A 20,071-nucleotide genomic window follows, 5' to 3' on the forward strand; every position below is an offset into this window, starting at 1 on the left:
CGAAGCCTGCGTCCGGCTGCTACAGGATCGGCGTCGCTAATTGGAATATGTTCGGCCATGCTACTCCATCAGGCTGGGACATGGCTTTTGAAAAAGAGCGTCAAAAAGGTTTGTCGTAGGTAATCTGCGGCTCTTTCCACGGGCCCTTGACGGTGTATTTCACGCTGGCAAATCGGGAGACGCGGTCACCGATCAGTTTGTCGATCAGGAACAGCGCACCGCCAACAGCCGGCGCGCCGACAATCAGCGCCGCAATCGGCAAGTTGTTGGTCACCGGCAAGGACACCAGCAACTTGGCGTCGATCTGATCACCCACCAGGTTCAAGGTGCCATCAAGTTCTACGTTGCTGGACGGACCGGTCATCCGGATCGGCTCGCGGGTGACGTAGACGCCATTGGTCCCGACCAGCAATCCCTTGACCCGGTCATAGCTCAGGCCTTTGCCGAACAGGTCGGAAAAGTCCAGGCGCAGCCGGCGGCCGATGGAGTTGAAGTTCAGCAGGCCGAAGACTTTCAGGGCCTGGGCACTGCCCTCGACCTCAACAAACTGGCCTTTGGTCAGCGATGCATCCAGGGTGCCGGAGAAACGCTTGCTGGCCAGCCAGGCCGGTGAACCCGGCCAGCGACCGTCAACATCCATATGAAACTCTTCGCTGGTGACACTCGGCGCAAACCCCCAGCCCTTGAGGACATCGGCGAGATTTTTGCCGCTGATCCGCCCCTTGTACCAACTGCTGGAGCTACCGGGCACACCTTCCCAGCCGCCACTGCCTTGCAACAGAATCCCTTTGAGGCCCATGTCGAGGTTGTTGAGTGCAATACCTTTGGCAGTCGGACGGATTTTCAGCGACCAGCCACCCACCAGATCCTGCCCTAGGAAAAGCTGGTTGATGGTGATGTCCAGTGCCGGAATCTTTGTCGGGTCGACCGTAGCCAGTGGATCGGGCGAGTTTTCGTCGGCCACCACCTTCGGATCCGGCGCGGGCAGCCGCACGTATTGCAGATTGACCGCGATCGGTGCGCCTTTCGCATCGGGAACACCGACGGTGCCCTTGACCTGCTGGCTGTCGAGTTGCAACGCCCAACTGGCAGGCTTTCGGTTCACTTGCACGGACGCCTGATCGAGGGTCGTGCCCAGAGCGCTGAGCTTGCCAATCTTTAAGTCTGCACTGCTGAAGAACTGCTTGGCACTGCCCCCCGGATCCTGACCGGCGTACTTGCCCACCAGATCCTGCCAGGGACCGACATCCAGCTCCGACAGCACACCGCGCACCCGCAGGCCTTTGGCGCCGGGTAATACGGCATCGCCACCACCGAGGAACAGCTCACCACGACCGTCGGCAAAACTGCCGCTAGGGGCTGCAAACGTGAAGTTTGCCAGCTGACCATAGTTGACCCAGTAGCGCCGCTCCGGCCCTAGCAGGGTCATGCGGAACGTCGTGTCACGGCTGTCATCGGCCGTCATGCCGAACGGGGCCGGCAGATCGACCTTCACGCCTTTCAGGCTGGAATTGACCATCAACTGACTGTCAGCACCGTCCAGGTTCAGCTGCAACTGATACGGGATGACCCCGGAAACCGGCAACGGCTGAGTCACGCTCAACCAGTCCGTGAGTTTCTTGACCTCGACCTGACCGGAAGCCGTGACGCGTGTCTTGATGTTGCCCGCGCTGCCATCGGCGAAAATCCGTGCGGTGACAGGCCTGTCAAAAGCCCGCGCGCTAATGTTCTGTCCGCTCAAACCCTTGGTGCTGTCAAAGCGGAAATCACCCTTGAGTTGGGTCAATTCCAGCGCGGGCTCGGCCAGCTTCAGGCGCGCCTTGGCGGTCTTGAAATCGACGAGAATCTTCGGTTGCTCGTCTTTGGCCAGCGGGATATCCAGGTTCAACGTGCCTTGCAGATCGCCCTCACCCTCCCACTTGGCGAATGTGTCTGCGGTGCCGATCGGCGCTTCCTGGAGAATTTTCAGGCCATCGCCCAAGCCGCCGGCGAATCCGCCGTCGAGGTACAGATGGACGTTTTTGCCATCGGGGACATGGGGGATATTGACGTAGATATCGCGCACCTGAGTGTCGAGCAACTGGCCCTTGCTGGCCAGAACCCGCACACCACTGTCTTCCACAAACACATCACCGGTGACCTTGCTCACATGCGGCCAGCCCGGCTGGAACGCCAGTTCGGCATCGTGCACCTTGAAGAACAGGCTGATGCTGCGGGCAGTGTCGGCCGCACCATGGTTCAGCGAGCCCTGATACTGGAAGAAACCTTCGTCTACCGCGCCCTTTAGAATGGCCGTACGCAACCATTCGTCAAGCGCAGGGCTGAGCATGGTCGGCAGGTATTTGGCGGTGTAGCGACCGTCCCCCTCGACCATGCCGACCCGCAGGTCCATGTAGTCTTCCTGGGTGTGATCAAAATGCAGGCGGATCAGGAAGTCACCGGCAATCTTGCCCTCTTCGCCAAGTACCTTGAGGTACGGCGCGATCAGGGTGAAGCCTTCTTTGTCGAGCTTCCAGGTCAGCGTCGCGTTGGCCTGAAGGTATTGCCATGGCTTGGCGAAAATCGGGTCCAGGTGCAGGACAAAGTCCTTGCTGTCCATGCGCAACTCACCCTTGCCGAGGTCACCGCTGATGCTGCCGCTGACATTCCGCGCGGCCGGTGCGCCGTGATAGGCATCAAAACCGACCCGGTCGAGGTTCGCGGCGAAGCTGAACTTGCTGTCGTCGGTGGCATTGGGGCGCACGTCGATCAGCACATTGCGCAGCCCACCGGTCACTTTGAGCTTTTCCACCGCCGTGGCGACACCTTCGGGCAGTGGCCCCAGGGCGTTCAGCAATGGCGTGAGCGGGGTGAGGTCGACGCGGTCGGCTTGCAGGTGCCAGAGCTCCTGGACCTTGTCGGTGGCGGAGGTTTGTGTGAGTTGCAGATGGGATTCCCAGCGCGTCTCGCCAAAATTCATGGCCAGGGAATCCAGCGTCACCACCACGCCTTCAGTGCTGCGTTGGAAATAGCCATTGAGCGCCAGATTGTTGATCTGGATGGGCTTGCGTTCGGCGTAGGCACCTTTGACTTGCGGTGCGTTCAAGCGAATGGCCGCGGATTGCAGTTCGCCCTTGCCCCAATTGATCCAGAGCTCGCCGCCGGCCTTGATCTCGGAAAAATTCCATTGCTGGGTGAGGCGTTCGGGCAGCCATTTCGACCAGTCGCTTTGCGGCAGGCTCACGTAAGCCTCGGCTTCACCGTCCTTCCACTGACTGGCCTGAATGCGGGTGCGCAGGCTCATGGCAACTGGCTGGCCATCGGGCAAGGTCATTCGCGCATCGAGGCGTTGGCGAGAAGCACCGGTTTTCAGATTGAAACCGACGTAGGTCAGGGTCAGTGGCGGCTGGTCCAGGGGCTGCAAGGTCACCTGACTGTCGATCACCGACAACTGCTGGACCATTTGCATGCGATTGAGCAACTGCTCTGGATCGAGAGGCTGATCTTTCTGCACCGGCAAACCTTCCAGCGCCCACTGACCGTCGTCGCCTTCCTTGAGGCTGATCTTCAAACCATTGAGTTCAAGGTGAGCGATGCGCACCTGGCGCGCCAACAGGCTTTCCCAAATGTCTGGCACTGCACGCACCTGATCCAGATGAAGGGCATTGGCGCCTTCGCCGACGGTCACGTCATGGGCCAGCAGAATCGGCGCAAAACCACTCCAGTTACCTTCCAGCTTGCCGATTTGCAGCGGCATGCCCAAGGCTTCGGTGGCTTTGGTTTCGACGTCGGCACGGTATTCGGCCACCAGAGGCGTCAGCTCTCGGCCGAGGCTGACGTAAAACGCCATCAACACGAGTACCAACGCGCACAGGCCCAGACCCCAACGGGTCAATGCAACCAAAATGCGTGTCAGACGTTCCATGTCAGGTGGCTCCCATGGCAAAAATGCTGCAAAAAGCTGAGGCCAGCCGTTCTATTAAGGTTGAAACACCGCGATTCAGAGCAGCACCACGTCGTATTGTTCCTGGGAATACATGGTTTCCACCTGGAATCGGATCGTGCGTCCGATAAACCCTTCCAGCTCGGCAACGTTACCTGACTCTTCGTCGAGCAAACGGTCGACGACTTTCTGGTTCGCCAATACACGATAGCCTTCCGCTTGATAGGCGCGCGCCTCGCGGAGGATTTCGCGGAAAATTTCATAGCAGACCGTTTCCGGCGTCTTCAACTTGCCGCGGCCCTGGCAGCTGCTGCACGGTTCGCACAGCACTTGCTCAAGACTTTCGCGGGTGCGCTTGCGGGTCATCTGCACCAGGCCCAACTCGGTGATGCCGATGATGTTGGTCTTGGCGTGGTCGCGTTCCAGTTGCTTCTCGAGCGTGCGCAACACCTGGCGCTGGTGTTCTTCGTCTTCCATGTCGATGAAGTCGATGATGATGATCCCGCCCAGATTGCGCAGGCGCAGCTGACGGGCAATGGCGGTGGCGGCTTCGAGGTTGGTCTTGAAAATGGTTTCTTCAAGGTTGCGATGGCCGACGAACGCCCCGGTGTTGACGTCGATGGTGCTCATGGCTTCCGCCGGATCGACCACCAGGTAACCGCCGGACTTGAGCGGGACTTTGCGCTCCAGGGCTTTCTGGATTTCGTCTTCGACGCCATACAAATCGAAAATAGGCCGCTCACCCGGGTAATGCTCCAGGCGATCGGCGATTTCCGGCATCAGTTCGGCGACGAACTGTGTGGTTTTCTGGAAGGTTTCCCGGGAATCGATGCGGATCTTCTCGATCTTCGGGCTCACCAGGTCACGCAGGGTGCGCAACGCGAGACCGAGGTCTTCATAGATCACACTCGGCGCGGCAATGGTTTTGATTTGTTCGTTGATCTGATCCCAGAGACGGCGCAGGTAGCGGATGTCCATGAGGATCTCATCGGCGCCCGCCCCTTCGGCAGCAGTGCGCAATATAAAACCGCCGGCTTCCTTGATGCCTTCTTTGGCCACGCAATCGGTGACCACTTGCTTGAGGCGCTCGCGTTCGGCCTCGTCTTCGATCTTCAGCGAGATGCCGACGTGAGCGGTACGCGGCATGTACACCAGATAGCGCGACGGAATCGACAGCTGCGTCGTCAGGCGTGCGCCTTTGGAACCGATCGGGTCCTTGGTGACCTGGACCACCAGGCTCTGGCCTTCATGGACCAGGGCGCTGATGCTCTCGACCGCAGGGCCTTCACGCAGGGAGATTTCCGAGGCGTGAATGAATGCTGCGCGGTCCAGGCCGATGTCGACGAACGCCGCCTGCATGCCTGGTAAAACCCGTACGACCTTGCCTTTATAGATGTTGCCGACGATCCCGCGCTTTTGCGTACGCTCGACGTGGACCTCTTGCAGAACACCGTTTTCGACCACCGCCACGCGTGATTCCATCGGCGTGATGTTGATCAGAATCTCTTCACTCATGGCAGGGTCTCGTTCAGGCATGTTCACGATAATGGCTACATCTTGTCAGTACGACGCTCAGCGCGCGTTAAGTGTTTGCCAACAGGGTATGCCGAAATGGCCGAGCAGTTCTGCGGTTTCGCACAGCGGCAACCCGACGACCGCCGAATAACTGCCATTGAGCCCGGCAACAAATACCGCACCCAGGCCCTGAATGCCGTAACCACCCGCCTTGTCGCGTGGCTCGCAGCTGGCCCAATAGGCTGCCGCTTCGTCGCCACTGATGTTGCGAAACCGCACCAGGCTGCGCACCACCCGAGACTCACAGCGTTCGGCATCGAGTACGGCAATGGCCGTCAGCACTTCATGTTCACGACCGGCCAACAGCATAAGCATGGCGCACGCATCGGCTTCGTCCACCGGTTTGCCAAGAATTTTGCCTTCCAGCACCACGGCGGTGTCGGCGCCCAACACGCAAAAATCAGCGTCGGACACGACGGTCCCGCGCCCGGCCTCGGCTTTGCCGCGCGCGAGGCGCTCGACATAGGCCGACGGGGATTCTTGAGGAAAAGGGGTTTCATCGATGTCCGCGCTGATGGCGGAGAACGGCACGCCGATCTGCGTGAGCAGTTCACGCCGACGCGGCGAGCCTGAGGCGAGGTATAGCTGTTTCATCAAGACATCTCCCTGTCGAGGTGCGGGCCAATGCCTGACCGAATTAATTGATTTTGTAGCGCCGACGCAGACCACGCAAACCGTAGCTGACCCAGGGCCACAACAACGCGCTGACCAGTGCCGGCAGCACCAGCGCCAGGGTGGGTTGACGGTTACCGGTCAAGGCACTCAGCCACAACTGAACAAGCTGCGCCAGGCCGAAGATCACCAGGATCACCAGGCTCTGTTGCCACATCGGGAACATGCGCAAGCGCTGTTGCAGCGACAACACCAGGAAGGTAATCAACGTCAGGATCAATGCGTTCTGGCCAAGCAACGTGCCGTACAGCACGTCTTCAGCCAAGCCCAGGCACCACGCGGTGACCATGCCGACTTTTTGCGGCAGGGTCAGCGCCCAGAACGCGAGCAGCAACGCCAGCCACAACGGGCGGAGGATTTCCATGAACTGCGGCAGCGGTGAAACGCTGAGCAACAGGCCGATCGCGAACGTCAACCAGACAATCCAGCTGTTTCGGGAGGCTTTGACGCCGACCATTATTCTTGTCTCCCAGTGGCAGCCGGTTCGGAGACAGGCGGTTTGACAGCAGGCTTCACGGCCGGCGGTTTACTGGCGGCAGGCGGCTTGGAAGCGGCGGGTTTGGCCGGTTTGGCGGGGGTTGCAGGAGCAGGCGTTGCTGGAGCCGGCGCAGCGGCCGCCGGCGTGACGGCAGGTGCAGCAGGCGCCACGGTTGCCGCCGGAACCGGTTTAGGAACGGTGGCCGGAATGATCGGACCGCCGCCGTGCTGATCCAGCGCCTCTTGTGCCTGGGCCGCTTCGTTGGCGCGCTCTTCGGCCGTGCGGCCATCGCTGAACACCAGCAGCAAATAACGGCTGCGGTTCAGCGCGGCGGTTGGCACGGCACGCACGATGGCAAATGGCTGGCCGGAATCGTGAATCACTTCTTTGACCGTCGCCACGGGGTAACCCGCCGGGAACCGCTGACCCAGGCCGGAGCTGACCAGCAGATCACCTTCCTTGATGTCGGCGGTATCCGCTACGTGACGCAACTCCAGGCGCTCCGGGTTGCCGGTGCCGCTGGCAATCGCCCGCAGACCGTTGCGGTTCACCTGCACCGGAATGCTGTGAGTCGTATCGGTCAGCAGCAAGACACGGGAGGTGTAGGGCATCAACTCGACCACCTGCCCCATCAGGCCGCGGGCATCGAGCACCGGCTGGCCAAGGATCACACCGTCGCGCTCACCCTTGTTGATGATGATGCGATGGGTGAACGGGTTCGGGTCCATGCCGATCAACTCGGCCACTTCGACCTTCTCGTTGACCAGCGCGGAAGAGTTGAGCAACTCGCGCAGCCGAACGTTCTGCTCGGTGAGGGCGGCAAGCTTCTGCATGCGCCCCTGCAACAGCAGGTTTTCGGTCTTGAGTTTTTCGTTTTCGGCGACGAGCTCGGTACGGCTGCCAAATTGGCTGGCCACACCCTGCCATAGCCGCTGCGGCAGGTCGGTGATCCAGTAAGACTGCATCAGCACCAGCGACATTTGGCTACGCACTGGCTTGAGCAGTGTGAAGCGGGCATCGACCACCATCAGCGCGATCGAAAGCACGACCAGCACCAATAAGCGCACGCCCAGTGAGGGACCTTTGGAAAAAAGCGGTTTAATAAGCCGCTCCTCCCAGGCAAATGTTCTCTTTACTCATACGGCATCAAACCGGCCTGGATGCAGACTGACAGAAGATAAGCGCCAACAGGCAGCACTGCAAAGTGCCGCCTGCGCGCTCAACAGCATAGAGGCAATCCGGCGACTTATTCGCTGGAAAGCAGGTCCATGGTGTGTTTATCCATCATTTCCAATGCACGGCCACCGCCGCGAGCAACGCAGGTCAGCGGGTCTTCGGCAACGATCACCGGCAGACCTGTTTCCTGGGCCAGCAACTTGTCGAGGTCGCGCAGCAAGGCGCCACCACCGGTCAGTACCAGACCGCGCTCGGCGATATCGGACGCCAGCTCCGGAGGCGATTGCTCCAGTGCACTTTTCACAGCCTGAACGATGGTGGCCAGGGACTCTTGCAGAGCTTCCAGCACTTCATTGGAGTTCAGGGTGAAAGCACGTGGAACGCCTTCGGCCAGGTTACGGCCACGAACGTCAACTTCACGCACTTCGCCGCCCGGGTAAGCCGTACCGATTTCCTGCTTGATGCGCTCGGCAGTGGATTCGCCGATCAGGCTGCCGTAGTTGCGACGCACGTAGGTGATGATCGCTTCGTCGAAGCGGTCGCCGCCAACCCGTACGGATTCAGCGTAAACCACACCGTTCAGGGAGATCAGGGCGATTTCAGTAGTACCACCACCAATATCGACCACCATCGAACCGCGTGCTTCTTCAACCGGCAGGCCGGCACCGATCGCAGCAGCCATCGGCTCTTCGATCAGGAACACTTCACGAGCACCGGCACCAAGGGCCGATTCACGGATGGCACGACGCTCAACCTGGGTGGATTTGCACGGAACGCAGATCAGCACACGCGGGCTAGGCTGCAGGAAGCTGTTTTCGTGAACCTTGTTGATAAAGTATTGCAGCATCTTTTCGCAGACGCTGAAGTCGGCAATCACGCCGTCCTTCATCGGACGAATGGCAGCAATGTTGCCCGGCGTACGGCCGAGCATACGCTTCGCCTCGGTGCCGACAGCAACGACACTTTTCTGGTTACCGTGTGTCCGAATAGCCACAACCGATGGCTCATTCAGGACGATACCGCGCTCGCGCACGTAAATAAGGGTGTTGGCAGTGCCCAGGTCAATGGAAAGATCGCTGGAAAACATGCCACGCAGTTTCTTGAACATGGGAAAGGGACCCTAGGCAACGCGTGGGTAAAAAAGTGCGGCAAACTCTAACAACGACAGGGATTTTGGGCAAGGCGCCAATATGTTAAATTGGCCGCTTTTCTGTGCACCAACCCCCACAATCGCGGCCTTATGACCGTAGAAATGCGGTAGTGTTCCGACAATCTAACACACGGACGCCGTCCGTTCTGTATTCCACTGGAGAATCGCAATGGCGCTTGAACGCTCCGACGTGGAAAAAATCGCTCATTTGGCCTGCCTTGGCCTTAATGATGCCGATCTTCCACACATCACTTCGGCCCTGAACAGCATTCTGGGCCTGGTCGACGAAATGCAGGCGGTCAATACCGACGGTATCGAGCCGCTGGCCCACCCATTGGAAGCCAGCCAGCGCCTGCGTGCAGACGTCGTGACCGAGACCAATCATCGCGAGGCTTATCAGTCCATCGCACCAGCGGTCGAAAACGGCCTGTACCTGGTTCCGAAAGTCATCGACTAAAGGGAAAGAGCCTGCAATGCATCACATGACTCTGGCCGAGATCGCCCGCGGACTCGCCGAAAAAAAGTTTTCTTCCGAAGAGCTGACCAAGACCCTGCTGGCGCGTATCGCCCTGCTTGATCCTCAGCTCAACAGTTTCATCAGCCTCACCGAGGACCTGGCGCTCCAGCAGGCGAAAGCCGCTGACGCACGCCGGGCCAATGGTGAGAGCGGCGCCCTGCTCGGCGCGCCGATTGCCCACAAAGACCTGTTCTGCACCCAGGGCATCCGTACCAGCTGCGGCTCGAAGATGCTCGACAACTTCAAAGCCCCGTACGACGCCACCGTCGTCGCCAAGCTGGCGGCTGCCGGGACCGTGACCCTGGGCAAGACCAACATGGACGAATTCGCCATGGGGTCGGCCAACGAGTCGAGCTACTACGGCCCGGTGAAAAACCCATGGAACCTGGAATACGTGCCTGGCGGTTCGTCCGGCGGTTCGGCCGCCGCGGTTGCCGCGCGCCTGCTGCCTGCAGCCACCGGCACCGACACCGGCGGCTCGATCCGTCAGCCAGCGGCCCTGACCAACCTCACCGGCCTGAAACCGACGTACGGTCGTGTTTCGCGCTGGGGCATGATTGCCTACGCCTCCAGCCTCGATCAGGGCGGCCCGATGGCACGCACTGCCGAAGACTGCGCGATTTTGTTGCAAGGCATGGCCGGCTTCGATCCAAAGGACTCCACCAGCATCGACGAGCCTGTGCCGGATTACCGCGCCAGCCTCAACGATTCGCTGCAAGGCCTGCGCATCGGTGTGCCGAAGGAATACTTCAGCGCCGGTCTCGACCCGCGCATTGCCGAGCTGATCCACACCAGCGTCAAGGAGCTGGAAAAGCTCGGCGCCGTGATCAAGGAAATCAGCCTGCCGAACATGCAGCACGCGATTCCTGCGTACTACGTGATCGCGCCGGCAGAAGCCTCGTCCAACCTGTCGCGTTTCGATGGCGTGCGCTTTGGCCATCGTTGCGAGAACCCGAAAGACCTGATCGATCTGTACAAGCGTTCCCGTGGCGAAGGTTTCGGCCCGGAAGTGCAGCGCCGGATCATGGTCGGTGCCTACGCGCTGTCGGCCGGTTACTACGACGCCTACTACCTGAAGGCCCAGAAGATTCGTCGCTTGATCAAGAACGACTTCATGGCTGCCTTCAATGAGGTCGACATCATCCTCGGCCCAACCACGCCGAACCCGGCCTGGAAGCTCGGCGCCAAGAACAGCGACCCGGTCGCTGCCTACCTGGAAGACGTCTACACCATCACCGCCAACCTCGCTGGCCTGCCGGGCTTGTCCATGCCGGCCGGTTTCGTCGATGGCCTGCCGGTGGGCGTGCAACTGCTCGCGCCGTATTTCCAGGAAGGTCGCCTGTTGAACGTTGCCCACCAGTATCAGTTGAACACTGACTGGCACACCCGCACCCCAACCGGCTTCTGAGGAGACACACATGCAATGGGAAGTCGTGATCGGGCTGGAGATTCATACCCAGCTCACCACCCGGTCGAAAATCTTTTCCGGTAGTTCCACCACCTTCGGTTCCGAGCCGAATACCCAGGCCAGCCTGATCGACCTGGGCATGCCCGGCGTATTGCCGGTGCTGAACCAGGAAGCGGTGCGCATGGCGGTGATGTTCGGTCTGGCGATTGACGCCGAGATCGGCCAGCACAACGTGTTCGCCCGTAAAAACTATTTCTACCCGGATTTGCCGAAGGGCTATCAGATCAGCCAGATGGAATTGCCGATCGTCGGCAAGGGCCACCTGGACATCGCCTTGGAAGACGGCACGATCAAACGTGTTGGCGTGACCCGTGCGCACCTGGAAGAAGACGCCGGTAAAAGCCTGCACGAAGAGTTCAACGGTGCCACCGGCATCGACCTGAACCGTGCCGGCACGCCGCTGCTGGAAATCGTCTCCGAGCCGGACATGCGCAGCGCCAAGGAAGCCGTGGCTTACGTCAAGACGATCCACGCGCTGGTGCGTTACCTGGGCATCTGCGACGGCAACATGGCCGAAGGCTCGCTGCGTTGCGACTGCAACGTGTCGATCCGTCCGAAAGGTCAGGTTGAGTTCGGCACTCGCTGCGAGATCAAGAACGTCAACTCGTTCCGCTTCATCGAAAAAGCGATCAACAGCGAAGTACAGCGTCAGATCGAGCTGATCGAAGACGGCGGCAAAGTGATCCAGCAGACCCGTCTGTACGATCCGAACAAGGACGAAACCCGTCCGATGCGCAGCAAAGAGGAAGCCAACGACTACCGTTACTTTCCCGATCCGGACCTGCTGCCCGTGGTCATCGAAGATTCGTTCCTCGACGACGTGCGCGCGACCCTGCCAGAACTGCCACCGCAAAAACGCGAGCGTTTCCAGGAGCAATTCGGTCTGTCGGTCTATGACGCCAGCGTGTTGGCGACCAGCCGCGAGCAAGCCGATTACTTCGAGAAAGTCGCGAGCATCGGCGGCGACGCCAAACTGGCGGCGAACTGGGTAATGGTCGAGTTGGGCAGCCTGCTCAACAAGCAAGGCCTGGACATCGAAGACTCACCGGTTTCGGCCGAGCAACTGGGCGGCATGCTGCTGCGCATCAAGGACAACACCATCTCTGGCAAGATCGCCAAGGTCGTGTTTGAAGCGATGGCCAACGGCGAAGGCAGCGCGGACGAAATCATCGACAAGCGCGGCCTCAAACAAGTGACCGACACCGGTGCGATTTCGGCGGTGCTGGACGAAATGCTTGCGGCCAATGCCGAACAGGTTGAACAGTACCGCGCGGCAGACGAAGCCAAACGCGGCAAGATGTTCGGCTTCTTCGTCGGCCAGGCCATGAAAGCCTCCAAAGGCAAGGCCAACCCGCAACAGGTCAACGAACTGCTGAAAAGCAAGCTCGAAGGCTGATGAGCATGGAGCCAGTTTCAAAGCCTGGCTCCACCCCCTGTGGGAGCGAGCTTGCTCGCGATTGCGGTTTTGCATTCAACAATGAGTTGGCTGTCAGGACGCAATCGCGAGCAAGCCCGCTCCCACATTTGTTTGTGGAAACCTTTAAATGAAGCGTCTACTCGGTGCCTGCGCCCTGCTCGCTCTGCTGGCCGGTTGCGCCAGTAACGATGTCATCGATCCACACGGCTACGACAAGACCGGTACGGCGTCCTATTACGGCGCCAAACACCAAGGTAAACGCACCGCCAGTGGCGAGCGTTTCGACAAGAATTCCATGACCGCCGCCCACCGCCAGTTGCCCTTCGGCACGCGGGTGAAGGTCACCAACCTGAACAACGACAAGTCCTGCGTGGTCCGCATCAACGACCGTGGGCCGCATACCCGCGGGCGCCTGATCGATCTGTCCCATGCAGCCGCCGAACGCCTGGGCATGATCAGCAGCGGTACCGCCAAGGTTCGCGTGCAAGCCCTCGACGACTGACAGACGGAGTACCGACCATTTTCGGACTTGCCGATGTACCCCTGATCAGCCTGATTGAACTGCTCAGCGGCCTGGTTCTACTGATTATCGGCGCGGAGCTGATGGTGCGCGCGGCCGTGCGCCTGGCAGCGCGACTGCATGTGCGCCCACTGATCATCGGCCTGACCATCGTCGCCCTCGGCAGCAGTGCGCCGCAGATGGCCGTCAGCCTGCAAGCCACCCTGGCGGACAATGCCGACATTGCCGTCGGCAGCGTGATCGGCAGCAGCATTTTCAACATTCTCGTCACCCTCGGGCTCTCGGCGCTGATCATTCCGCTGCGGGTTTCGCGCCAACTGGTGCGCCTGGATATTCCGCTGATGATCGGCGCCAGCCTGCTGGTGTTCGTGCTGGCCTGGAATGAACAACTGACCCGCACCGATGGCATGATCCTGCTGGCGGCACTGGCGCTGTACCTGGGCTTGCTGTTGCGCCAGTCGCGGCACTCGGCCCGCCCGCCATCGAGCGATCCCCTCAGTCAGGCCGCGCCCTGGTTCAGCAGCCTGCTGATGATCGTGGCGGGGCTGGCGATGCTGGTCTACGCCGGGCATCTGCTGCTGGGCGCCGCCGTGGTGGTGGCAACCGACCTTGGATTGTCGGAACGGATCATCGGCCTGACCATCGTCGCCATCAGCACCTCCCTGCCGGAACTCGCCACCTCCCTGATCGCCGCCCTGCGCGGTCAGCGCGACATTGCCGTGGGTAACGTGATCGGCAGCAACCTGTTCAACCTGTTGGGCGTGCTCGGCGTGACAGCGTTGATCGCGCCGTCACCGCTGTCGGTATCACCCAACGCCCTGGATTTCGACTTGCCGGTGATGCTCGGCGTCGCGGTGTTGTGCCTGCCGTTGTTCTACACCGGCTACCGGGTGACCCGGGCCGAAGGTTTGCTGTGCCTGGGTTTGTACCTGGCTTACGGGCTGCACGTGGTGTCGTTCACCACCGGCATGCCGCTGGCCGGCAAGCTCGAACACCTGATGCTGTTTTTCGTTCTGCCGGCGCTGGTGGCGTTTTTGCTGTTCACGTCGCTGCTCGCCTGGCGTCGCCAACACCACAAGAGGGATGTGCCATGACCGACAATAAAAAACCTGGCGTTGAAGTCCGCCGCCAAGTGATGGGCGACGCTTTCGTCGACCGCGCACTGGGCAATGCCACCGAATTCACCCAGCCGTTGCAGGATTTCGTCAATGAACACGCGTGGGGCGCTGTGTGGAACCGCGAAGGCCTGGAACTGAAAACCCGCAGCCTGATCACCCTCGCCGCGCTGACCGCGCTGAAGTGCCCGCAGGAATTGAAAGGCCATGTGCGCGGTGCATTGAACAACGGCTGCACCGTGGAAGAGATTCGTGAAACGCTGCTGCATTGCGCGGTGTATGCCGGTGCGCCGGCGGCGATAGATGCATTTCGGGCGGCGCAGGAAGTGATTGAGAGTTATCAGAAGCCGGAATAAAAATCCGGCATTTGTGGTGATTGTTCAGCCGTCATCGCGAGCAGGCCCGGAAAAACAACCCAAAATCCCAGGGCTAGATCCACCCACCCCACTGCAACAAAAAGATCCCGACGTTGGTGGTCACCGCCGCCATCAACGTGGTGATGACGATGATCGCCGCCGCCAGTTCATGATTCCCCTCAGCCTGACGGGCCATCACAAAACTGGCCGCCGCCGTCGGGCTGCCAAAATACAAAAACAGAATCCCCAACTCCGCCCCACGAAAGCCCCACAGCCACGCCCCAAGGGTCGTCAGCACCGGCAGGCCGATCATCTTCACCAGGCTGGAACTGAGCGCCATATCGCCGCTCTTGCGCAGCGCCGCCAGCGACAGCGTGCCGCCAATGCAAATCAACGCCAGCGGCAATGTGGTCTGCGCCAGGTACTGCCCGGACGTCTCCAGCCACCCCGGCAAACCGATCTTGAAATAGGCAAACGGCGCCGCCGCGAATACGCTGATGATCAGCGGATTGCCCATCACGCTTTTGCAGATGCTCCACGGATCGGACTTGATCACCGGGCTGTACACCGCCAGCACAATGGTCGACAGCGTGTTGTAGAACAGGATCACCAGCGCCGCGAGAATCGCCCCGAGGGAAATCCCGTAGGCGCCGTACATGCTCGCCGCCAGCGCCAGGCCGATGACCCCGTTGTTGCCGCGAAACGCGCCTTGGGTATAAATCCCCCGGTCTTCGCGCGGGCACTTCCAGATCGCCCAGACCCAGGCAATGGCGAAACTCACCAGCGTGGCCATCGAGAAGTAGATCAGCAGCGCCGGTTGCAGCGCCGCGTGCAGGTCCGCATGCAGAATGCCCAGAAACAGCAACGCCGGCATGGTGACGTTGAACACCAGGGCCGACGCGGTGTGGATGAAATTGTCGTTGATCCAGCCAATGCGCTTGAGCAGCACACCCAGAAACAGCATGGCAAACACCGGCGCGGTGATGTTCAGTGTTTCGAGGAAGATTGCCAGCATGCCGAGGGGAACCTTGGGTGAGCGTCGTTAGGGGGCTAATAATAAGCCACTCAGCCCTTCGGCGTCTGTTAGACCGCAATCGCGAGCAAGCTCGCTCCCACATTTGTCCTGCGAAAAACACGCAATCTGCGCACGACGAAAATCCCGGAGGGAGCGAGCTTGCTCGCGATGAACGATAACGCGGTCTCAGGTGATCGGCGCAGGGTTGAACAGGGTGATGTCGTTATGCAGCTTGTGCTGCTCGGCCCACGTCTGCTTCTTGCCACTGGCCACGTCCAGGTAGTAGTGGAACAACTCCCAGCCGAGGTCTTCGATCGACGCCCGCCCGGTGGCAATCCGCCCCGCATCGATGTCGATCAAATCCGGCCAGCGCTGCGCCAGTTCCGTACGGGTTGACACCTTCACCACCGGCGCCATCGCCAAGCCATACGGCGTACCACGGCCGGTGGTGAACACGTGCAGGTTCATCCCCGCCGCCAACTGCAACGTCCCGCAGACAAAGTCACTGGCCGGGGTTGCGCAGAAGATCAGGCCCTTGCGCTTGAAACGCTCGCCAGGGCCAAGCACCCCATTGATCGCGCTGCTGCCGGACTTGACGATCGAGCCCAGGGATTTCTCGACGATGTTCGACAACCCGCCCTTCTTGTTGCCCGGCGTGGTGTTGGCGCTACGGTCCGCTTCGCCCTTGGCCAGATACCGGTCGTACCAGTCCATTTCCCGCACCAGTTCCTGAGCGACTTCTTGAGTTTCCGCTCGCGAGGTCAGCAAGTAGATCGCGTCGCGCACTTCAGTCACTTCGGAAAACATCACCGTCGCACCGGCACGCAGCAACAAGTCCGAGGCATAACCCAGCGCCGGGTTAGCGGTGATGCCGGAGAACGCATCACTGCCGCCGCACTGCATGCCCAGAATCAGCTCGGACGCCGGCACGGTTTCCCGGCGGCGCTGATCGAGCTTCTTCAAACGGGTTTCGGCCAGCGCCATGATCTGCTCGATCATCTCGGTGAAACCGTGACTCGAATCCTGCAGGCGGTACAACCACGGCTCGCTCAGATTCACCGAGCTGTCGTTCTCGTGCATCACCTGCCCGGCCTGCAATTTCTCGCAACCCAGGCTGATCACCAACGCTTCGCCACCCAGGTTCGGGTTACGCGCCAGGTTGCGCACAGTACGAATCGGGATGTACGCATCGGCCGCCGTAATCGCCACACCACAGCCGTAGCTGTGGGTCAGCGCGACCACGTCGTCGACGTTCGGGTACTTGGGCAGCAACTCGTCCTTGATGCGCTTGACCGCATGATCCAGCACACCGGTGACGCACTGAACGGTCGTGGTAATCCCCAGGATATTGCGTGTGCCGACAGTGCCGTCGGCGTTGCGATAACCCTCGAACGTATAGCCGTCGAGCGGGGCTTGCGCCGCCGGCACTTCGGTGGACAGCGGCAAGCTGTCCAGCGGCGGCGCGGTGGGCATGCGCAGTTGATCTTCCTTGACCCAGCTGCCGCGCGGAATCGGCTGCAACGCGTAGCCAATAGTCTGGCCGTAACGAATCACCTGCCCGCCTTCGGGAATGTCTTCCAGCGTGACTTTGTGGCTTTGTGGCACGAAGTCCACGGTCACCAGGCCATCGGGAAACTCGGTGCCGGCCGGCACGCCCTGGTCATTGACCACGATCACTACGTTGTCCCGCTCGTGCAGACGGATGTAGCGCGGCGAGTCGGAATGTTCAATCAACTGCATGACGCCGCTCCTCAGGAATGCGCTTGTGACAATTTGTTGTTTTTTTCAGGACCGCTGACTGGCGGCTCCTTGAGTACCACGCGTTTGATCGGACCAACGATCACCAGGTAGCTGAACACCGCCACCAGTGCGTTGCAACCGACAAACACCAGCGCCCATTTGAACGAGCCGGTGGAGCTGATGATGTAGCCGATCACGATTGGCGTGGTGATCGACGCGATGTTGCCGAACATGTTGAACAGGCCGCCACTCAAACCGGCGATCTGCTTTGGCGAGGTATCGGACACCACGGCCCAGCCCAACGCGCCCACTCCTTTGCCGAAGAAGGCCAGGGCCATGAAGCCCACGACCATCCATTCGATGTCGACGTAGTTGCAAGCCACGATGCTGCTGGACACCAGCAGGCCCGCGATGATCGGCGCCTTGCGGGCGAAGGTCAGGGAGTGGCCCTTGCGCAGCAGGTAGTCGGAAATCACACCGCCCAACACACCACCGATAAAACCGCAGATCGCCGGCAACGAGGCAATGAAACCGGCCTTGAGGATGGTCATGCCGCGTTCTTGCACCAGATACACCGGGAACCAGGTCAGGAAGAAGTAGGTGATGGCGTTGATGCAATACTGGCTCAGGTAGACGCCGAGCATCATGCGATTGGTCAGCAGCTGACGCACGTAGTCCCATTTCGGGCCTTCAGCCGGTTTGCCGGCGGCTTGCCCTTTGCCTTTGTCCTGGTCCATGTCGACCATGCCGCCGTTCTCGGCGATGTGCTTGAACTCGGCCTCGTTGATCATCGGGTGCTGACGCGGACTGTGGATAACTTTCAGCCAGATCAGCGAGAACACGATGCCGATGCTGCCCATCACCACAAACACATGCTGCCAGCCGAACGTGTAGACGATCCAGCCCATCAGCGGTGCAAACAGAACGGTGGCGAAGTATTGCGCCGAGTTGAAGATCGCAGACGCAGTACCGCGTTCAGCGGTCGGGAACCAGGCCGCAACGATGCGTGCGTTACCAGGGAAGGATGGCGCTTCGGCCAGGCCGACGAGGAAGCGCAGCATGAACAGCGCAACGATCGCCGTGGACATGCCGAACTCACCGACGTAGCCCTGGAGCACGGTGAACAGCGACCAGGTGAAGATGCTCAGTGCGTAGACTTTTTTCGAGCCGAAACGGTCCAGCAGCCAGCCACCGGGAATTTGCCCGGCCACGTAGGCCCAACCGAATGCAGAGAAGATATAACCGAGAGTGACCGCGTCGATGCCGAGGTCTTTTTGCAGGCTCGAGCCCGCAATGGCGATGGTAGCCCGGTCGGCGTAGTTGATCGTGGTCACCAGGAAAAGCATGAGCAGGATCAAATAGCGGACATGGGTCGGCTTGGTCGCTTGCATGTAGATGTACTCCCACTGATTATTTTTATGCGCGGGTGGAACTATTTACAGGGGTTGCGGCATCGATGCCGATACCGCGGCGTTTCCTGTCAGGAGCCGATGTAAGAGGTCTTCACCACGGTGTAGAACTCTTGCGCATAGCGACCTTGCTCGCGGGATCCATAGGATGAACCTTTACGCCCGCCGAATGGAACGTGGTAATCCACGCCTGCGGTCGGCAGGTTGACCATCACCATCCCGGCCTGGGAATGGCGCTTGAAGTGGTTGGCGTACTTCAACGAGGTGGTCGCGATACCCGCCGACAGACCGAACTCGGTGTCGTTGGCCATGGCCAGTGCCGCTTCGTAATCCGCGACGCGAACCACGTTGGCCACCGGACCGAAGATCTCTTCGCGGCTGATGCGCATCGCGGCTTCGCTGTCGGCAAACAGCGTTGGCGCGAGGTAGTAGCCTTCGGTGTCGCAGGTCACCAGACCACCGCCACTGACCAGACGCGCACCTTCGGACTGGCCGATGTCGATGTACTTCATGTCTTGCTCAAGCTGAGCCTGGGAAACCACGGGACCAATGTCAGTACCGGTTTTCAGCGCATGGCCGACCTTGATCGACTTCATGCGTTCGGCCACGGCTTCGACGAATTTGTCGTGGATGCCGGCCGTCACGATGAAACGGCTGGAAGCAGTGCAACGCTGACCGGTGGAGTAGAACGCGCTCTGCACCGACAGCTCGACCGCTTGCTTGAGGTCAGCGTCGTCGAGAATGATCTGCGGGTTCTTGCCGCCCATTTCCAGCTGAACCTTGGCTTGACGCGATACACAGCTGACCGCGATCTGACGACCGACACCGACGGAACCGGTGAAGCTGATGCCGTCGACTTTCGGGCTCTGCACCAGCGCATCGCCGACCACCCGACCGCTGCCCATCACCAGGTTGAACACGCCAGCCGGGAAGCCTGCGCGGGAGATGATTTCGGCCAGGGCCCAGGCGCAACCGGGTACCAGATCCGCTGGTTTCAGCACGACGCAGTTACCGTACGCCAGGGCCGGGGCGATTTTCCACGCGGGGATGGCGATCGGGAAGTTCCACGGGGTGATCAGGCCAACCACGCCCAATGCTTCGCGAGTCACTTCAACGTTCACACCCGGGCGTACCGACGGCAAATAGTCGCCGGACAGACGCAGGGTTTCACCAGCGAAGAACTTGAAGATGTTACCGGCGCGAGCCACTTCGCCGATGGCTTCAGGCAGGGTCTTGCCTTCTTCACGGGCCAGCAAGGTACCGAGTTCTTCGCGACGGGCGAGGATTTCAGTACCGACTTTATCCAGCGAGTCGTGACGTGCCTGAATACCCGACGTCGACCAGGCCGGGAACGCGGCGCGAGCGGCGTCGATGGCGGCGTGGACTTGAGCCAGATCGGCTTTGGCGTAGTGACCGATGGTGTCGGTCAGTTCGGACGGGTTGATGTTGGCGCAGTAATCACTGCCCGCCACCCATGCACCGTTGATGTAGTTATCAAAACGCTTTGCATCTGCCACAACAATTCTCCTCACGCAAAAGGC

General features: G+C 60.4%; 16 protein-coding genes. 6 read left to right on the forward strand and 10 right to left on the reverse strand.

The features are described 5' to 3' along the window. Positions 1–100 precede the first annotated feature (100 nt). The 6 genes from AB4N43_RS12360 to mreB all read right to left on the reverse strand — a co-directional run bounded on the left by AB4N43_RS12360 (position 101) and on the right by mreB (position 8,931). Positions 101–3,904 carry a YhdP family protein gene (locus tag AB4N43_RS12360; protein ID WP_460154098.1) on the reverse strand — a complete coding sequence of 1,268 codons (3,804 nt, stop codon included), beginning with the start codon at positions 3,902–3,904 and terminating at the stop codon, positions 101–103. 75 nt (positions 3,905–3,979) lie between these two features. After that, a complete protein-coding gene (gene rng, locus AB4N43_RS12365) occupies positions 3,980–5,437 on the reverse strand; it encodes a ribonuclease G (RefSeq protein ID WP_027924521.1) in 1,458 nt (485 codons plus the stop codon). Between the two features lie 57 nt (positions 5,438–5,494). Next, entirely contained in the window at positions 5,495–6,091 is a 597-nt protein-coding gene (locus AB4N43_RS12370) for a Maf family protein (protein ID WP_027924520.1), read from the reverse strand. Between the two features lie 43 nt (positions 6,092–6,134). Next, entirely contained in the window at positions 6,135–6,626 is a 492-nt protein-coding gene (gene mreD, locus AB4N43_RS12375; protein ID WP_027924519.1) for a rod shape-determining protein MreD, read from the reverse strand. Continuing rightward, positions 6,626–7,714 (reverse strand): rod shape-determining protein MreC, encoded by a 1,089-nt coding sequence (gene mreC / locus AB4N43_RS12380; protein WP_027924518.1) that lies wholly within the window; start codon positions 7,712–7,714, stop codon positions 6,626–6,628. The genes mreD and mreC overlap by 1 nt, the downstream gene beginning before the upstream one ends. A gap of 179 nt (positions 7,715–7,893) precedes the next feature. Next, positions 7,894–8,931 carry a rod shape-determining protein MreB gene (gene mreB, locus AB4N43_RS12385; RefSeq protein ID WP_002555108.1) on the reverse strand — a complete coding sequence of 346 codons (1,038 nt, stop codon included), beginning with the start codon at positions 8,929–8,931 and terminating at the stop codon, positions 7,894–7,896. Between the two features lie 211 nt (positions 8,932–9,142). Between mreB and gatC the strand changes: the two genes are divergently transcribed. The 6 genes from gatC (at position 9,143) to AB4N43_RS12415 (ending at position 14,366) form a co-directional block, all read left to right on the forward strand. After that, the gene (gene gatC / locus AB4N43_RS12390) at positions 9,143–9,430 is read left to right on the forward strand and encodes an Asp-tRNA(Asn)/Glu-tRNA(Gln) amidotransferase subunit GatC (protein WP_007901429.1); all 288 of its coding nucleotides are present in this window, start codon (positions 9,143–9,145) and stop codon (positions 9,428–9,430) included. Between the two features lie 16 nt (positions 9,431–9,446). Next, entirely contained in the window at positions 9,447–10,898 is a 1,452-nt protein-coding gene (gene gatA / locus AB4N43_RS12395) for an Asp-tRNA(Asn)/Glu-tRNA(Gln) amidotransferase subunit GatA (protein ID WP_027924517.1), read from the forward strand. Between the two features lie 10 nt (positions 10,899–10,908). Then, positions 10,909–12,354, forward strand: coding sequence for an Asp-tRNA(Asn)/Glu-tRNA(Gln) amidotransferase subunit GatB (gatB, locus tag AB4N43_RS12400; protein WP_059181616.1), 1,446 nt, complete (start codon positions 10,909–10,911; stop codon positions 12,352–12,354). Between the two features lie 148 nt (positions 12,355–12,502). Next, positions 12,503–12,877: a septal ring lytic transglycosylase RlpA family protein gene (locus tag AB4N43_RS12405; RefSeq protein ID WP_027924515.1), complete on the forward strand. Its 375-nt coding sequence runs from the start codon at positions 12,503–12,505 to the stop codon at positions 12,875–12,877. Positions 12,878–12,927: 50 nt separating this feature from the next. After that, positions 12,928–13,989, forward strand: a complete 1,062-nt coding sequence (locus AB4N43_RS12410) for a calcium/sodium antiporter (protein WP_027924514.1) — start codon at positions 12,928–12,930, stop codon at positions 13,987–13,989. Then, positions 13,986–14,366 (forward strand): carboxymuconolactone decarboxylase family protein, encoded by a 381-nt coding sequence (locus AB4N43_RS12415; protein WP_027924513.1) that lies wholly within the window; start codon positions 13,986–13,988, stop codon positions 14,364–14,366. Before AB4N43_RS12410 ends, AB4N43_RS12415 begins: the two co-directional genes overlap by 4 nt. Positions 14,367–14,439: 73 nt before the next feature. Here AB4N43_RS12415 and AB4N43_RS12420 read toward each other — a convergent pair whose 3' ends face one another. From AB4N43_RS12420 to AB4N43_RS12435, 4 genes are all read right to left on the reverse strand, one after another. Then, a complete protein-coding gene (locus AB4N43_RS12420; RefSeq protein WP_027924512.1) occupies positions 14,440–15,381 on the reverse strand; it encodes an AEC family transporter in 942 nt (313 codons plus the stop codon). A 186-nt stretch (positions 15,382–15,567) separates the two neighbouring features. After that, entirely contained in the window at positions 15,568–17,121 is a 1,554-nt protein-coding gene (garD, locus tag AB4N43_RS12425) for a galactarate dehydratase (RefSeq protein WP_460154099.1), read from the reverse strand. An 11-nt stretch (positions 17,122–17,132) separates the two neighbouring features. Continuing rightward, positions 17,133–18,512: an MFS transporter gene (locus AB4N43_RS12430; RefSeq protein ID WP_027924510.1), complete on the reverse strand. Its 1,380-nt coding sequence runs from the start codon at positions 18,510–18,512 to the stop codon at positions 17,133–17,135. Between the two features lie 89 nt (positions 18,513–18,601). After that, positions 18,602–20,047 (reverse strand): aldehyde dehydrogenase family protein, encoded by a 1,446-nt coding sequence (locus AB4N43_RS12435; RefSeq protein ID WP_460154100.1) that lies wholly within the window; start codon positions 20,045–20,047, stop codon positions 18,602–18,604. Between the last annotated feature and the right edge of the window lie 24 nt (positions 20,048–20,071).

It is taken from the genome of Pseudomonas sp. S2_B07 (assembly GCF_054668435.1).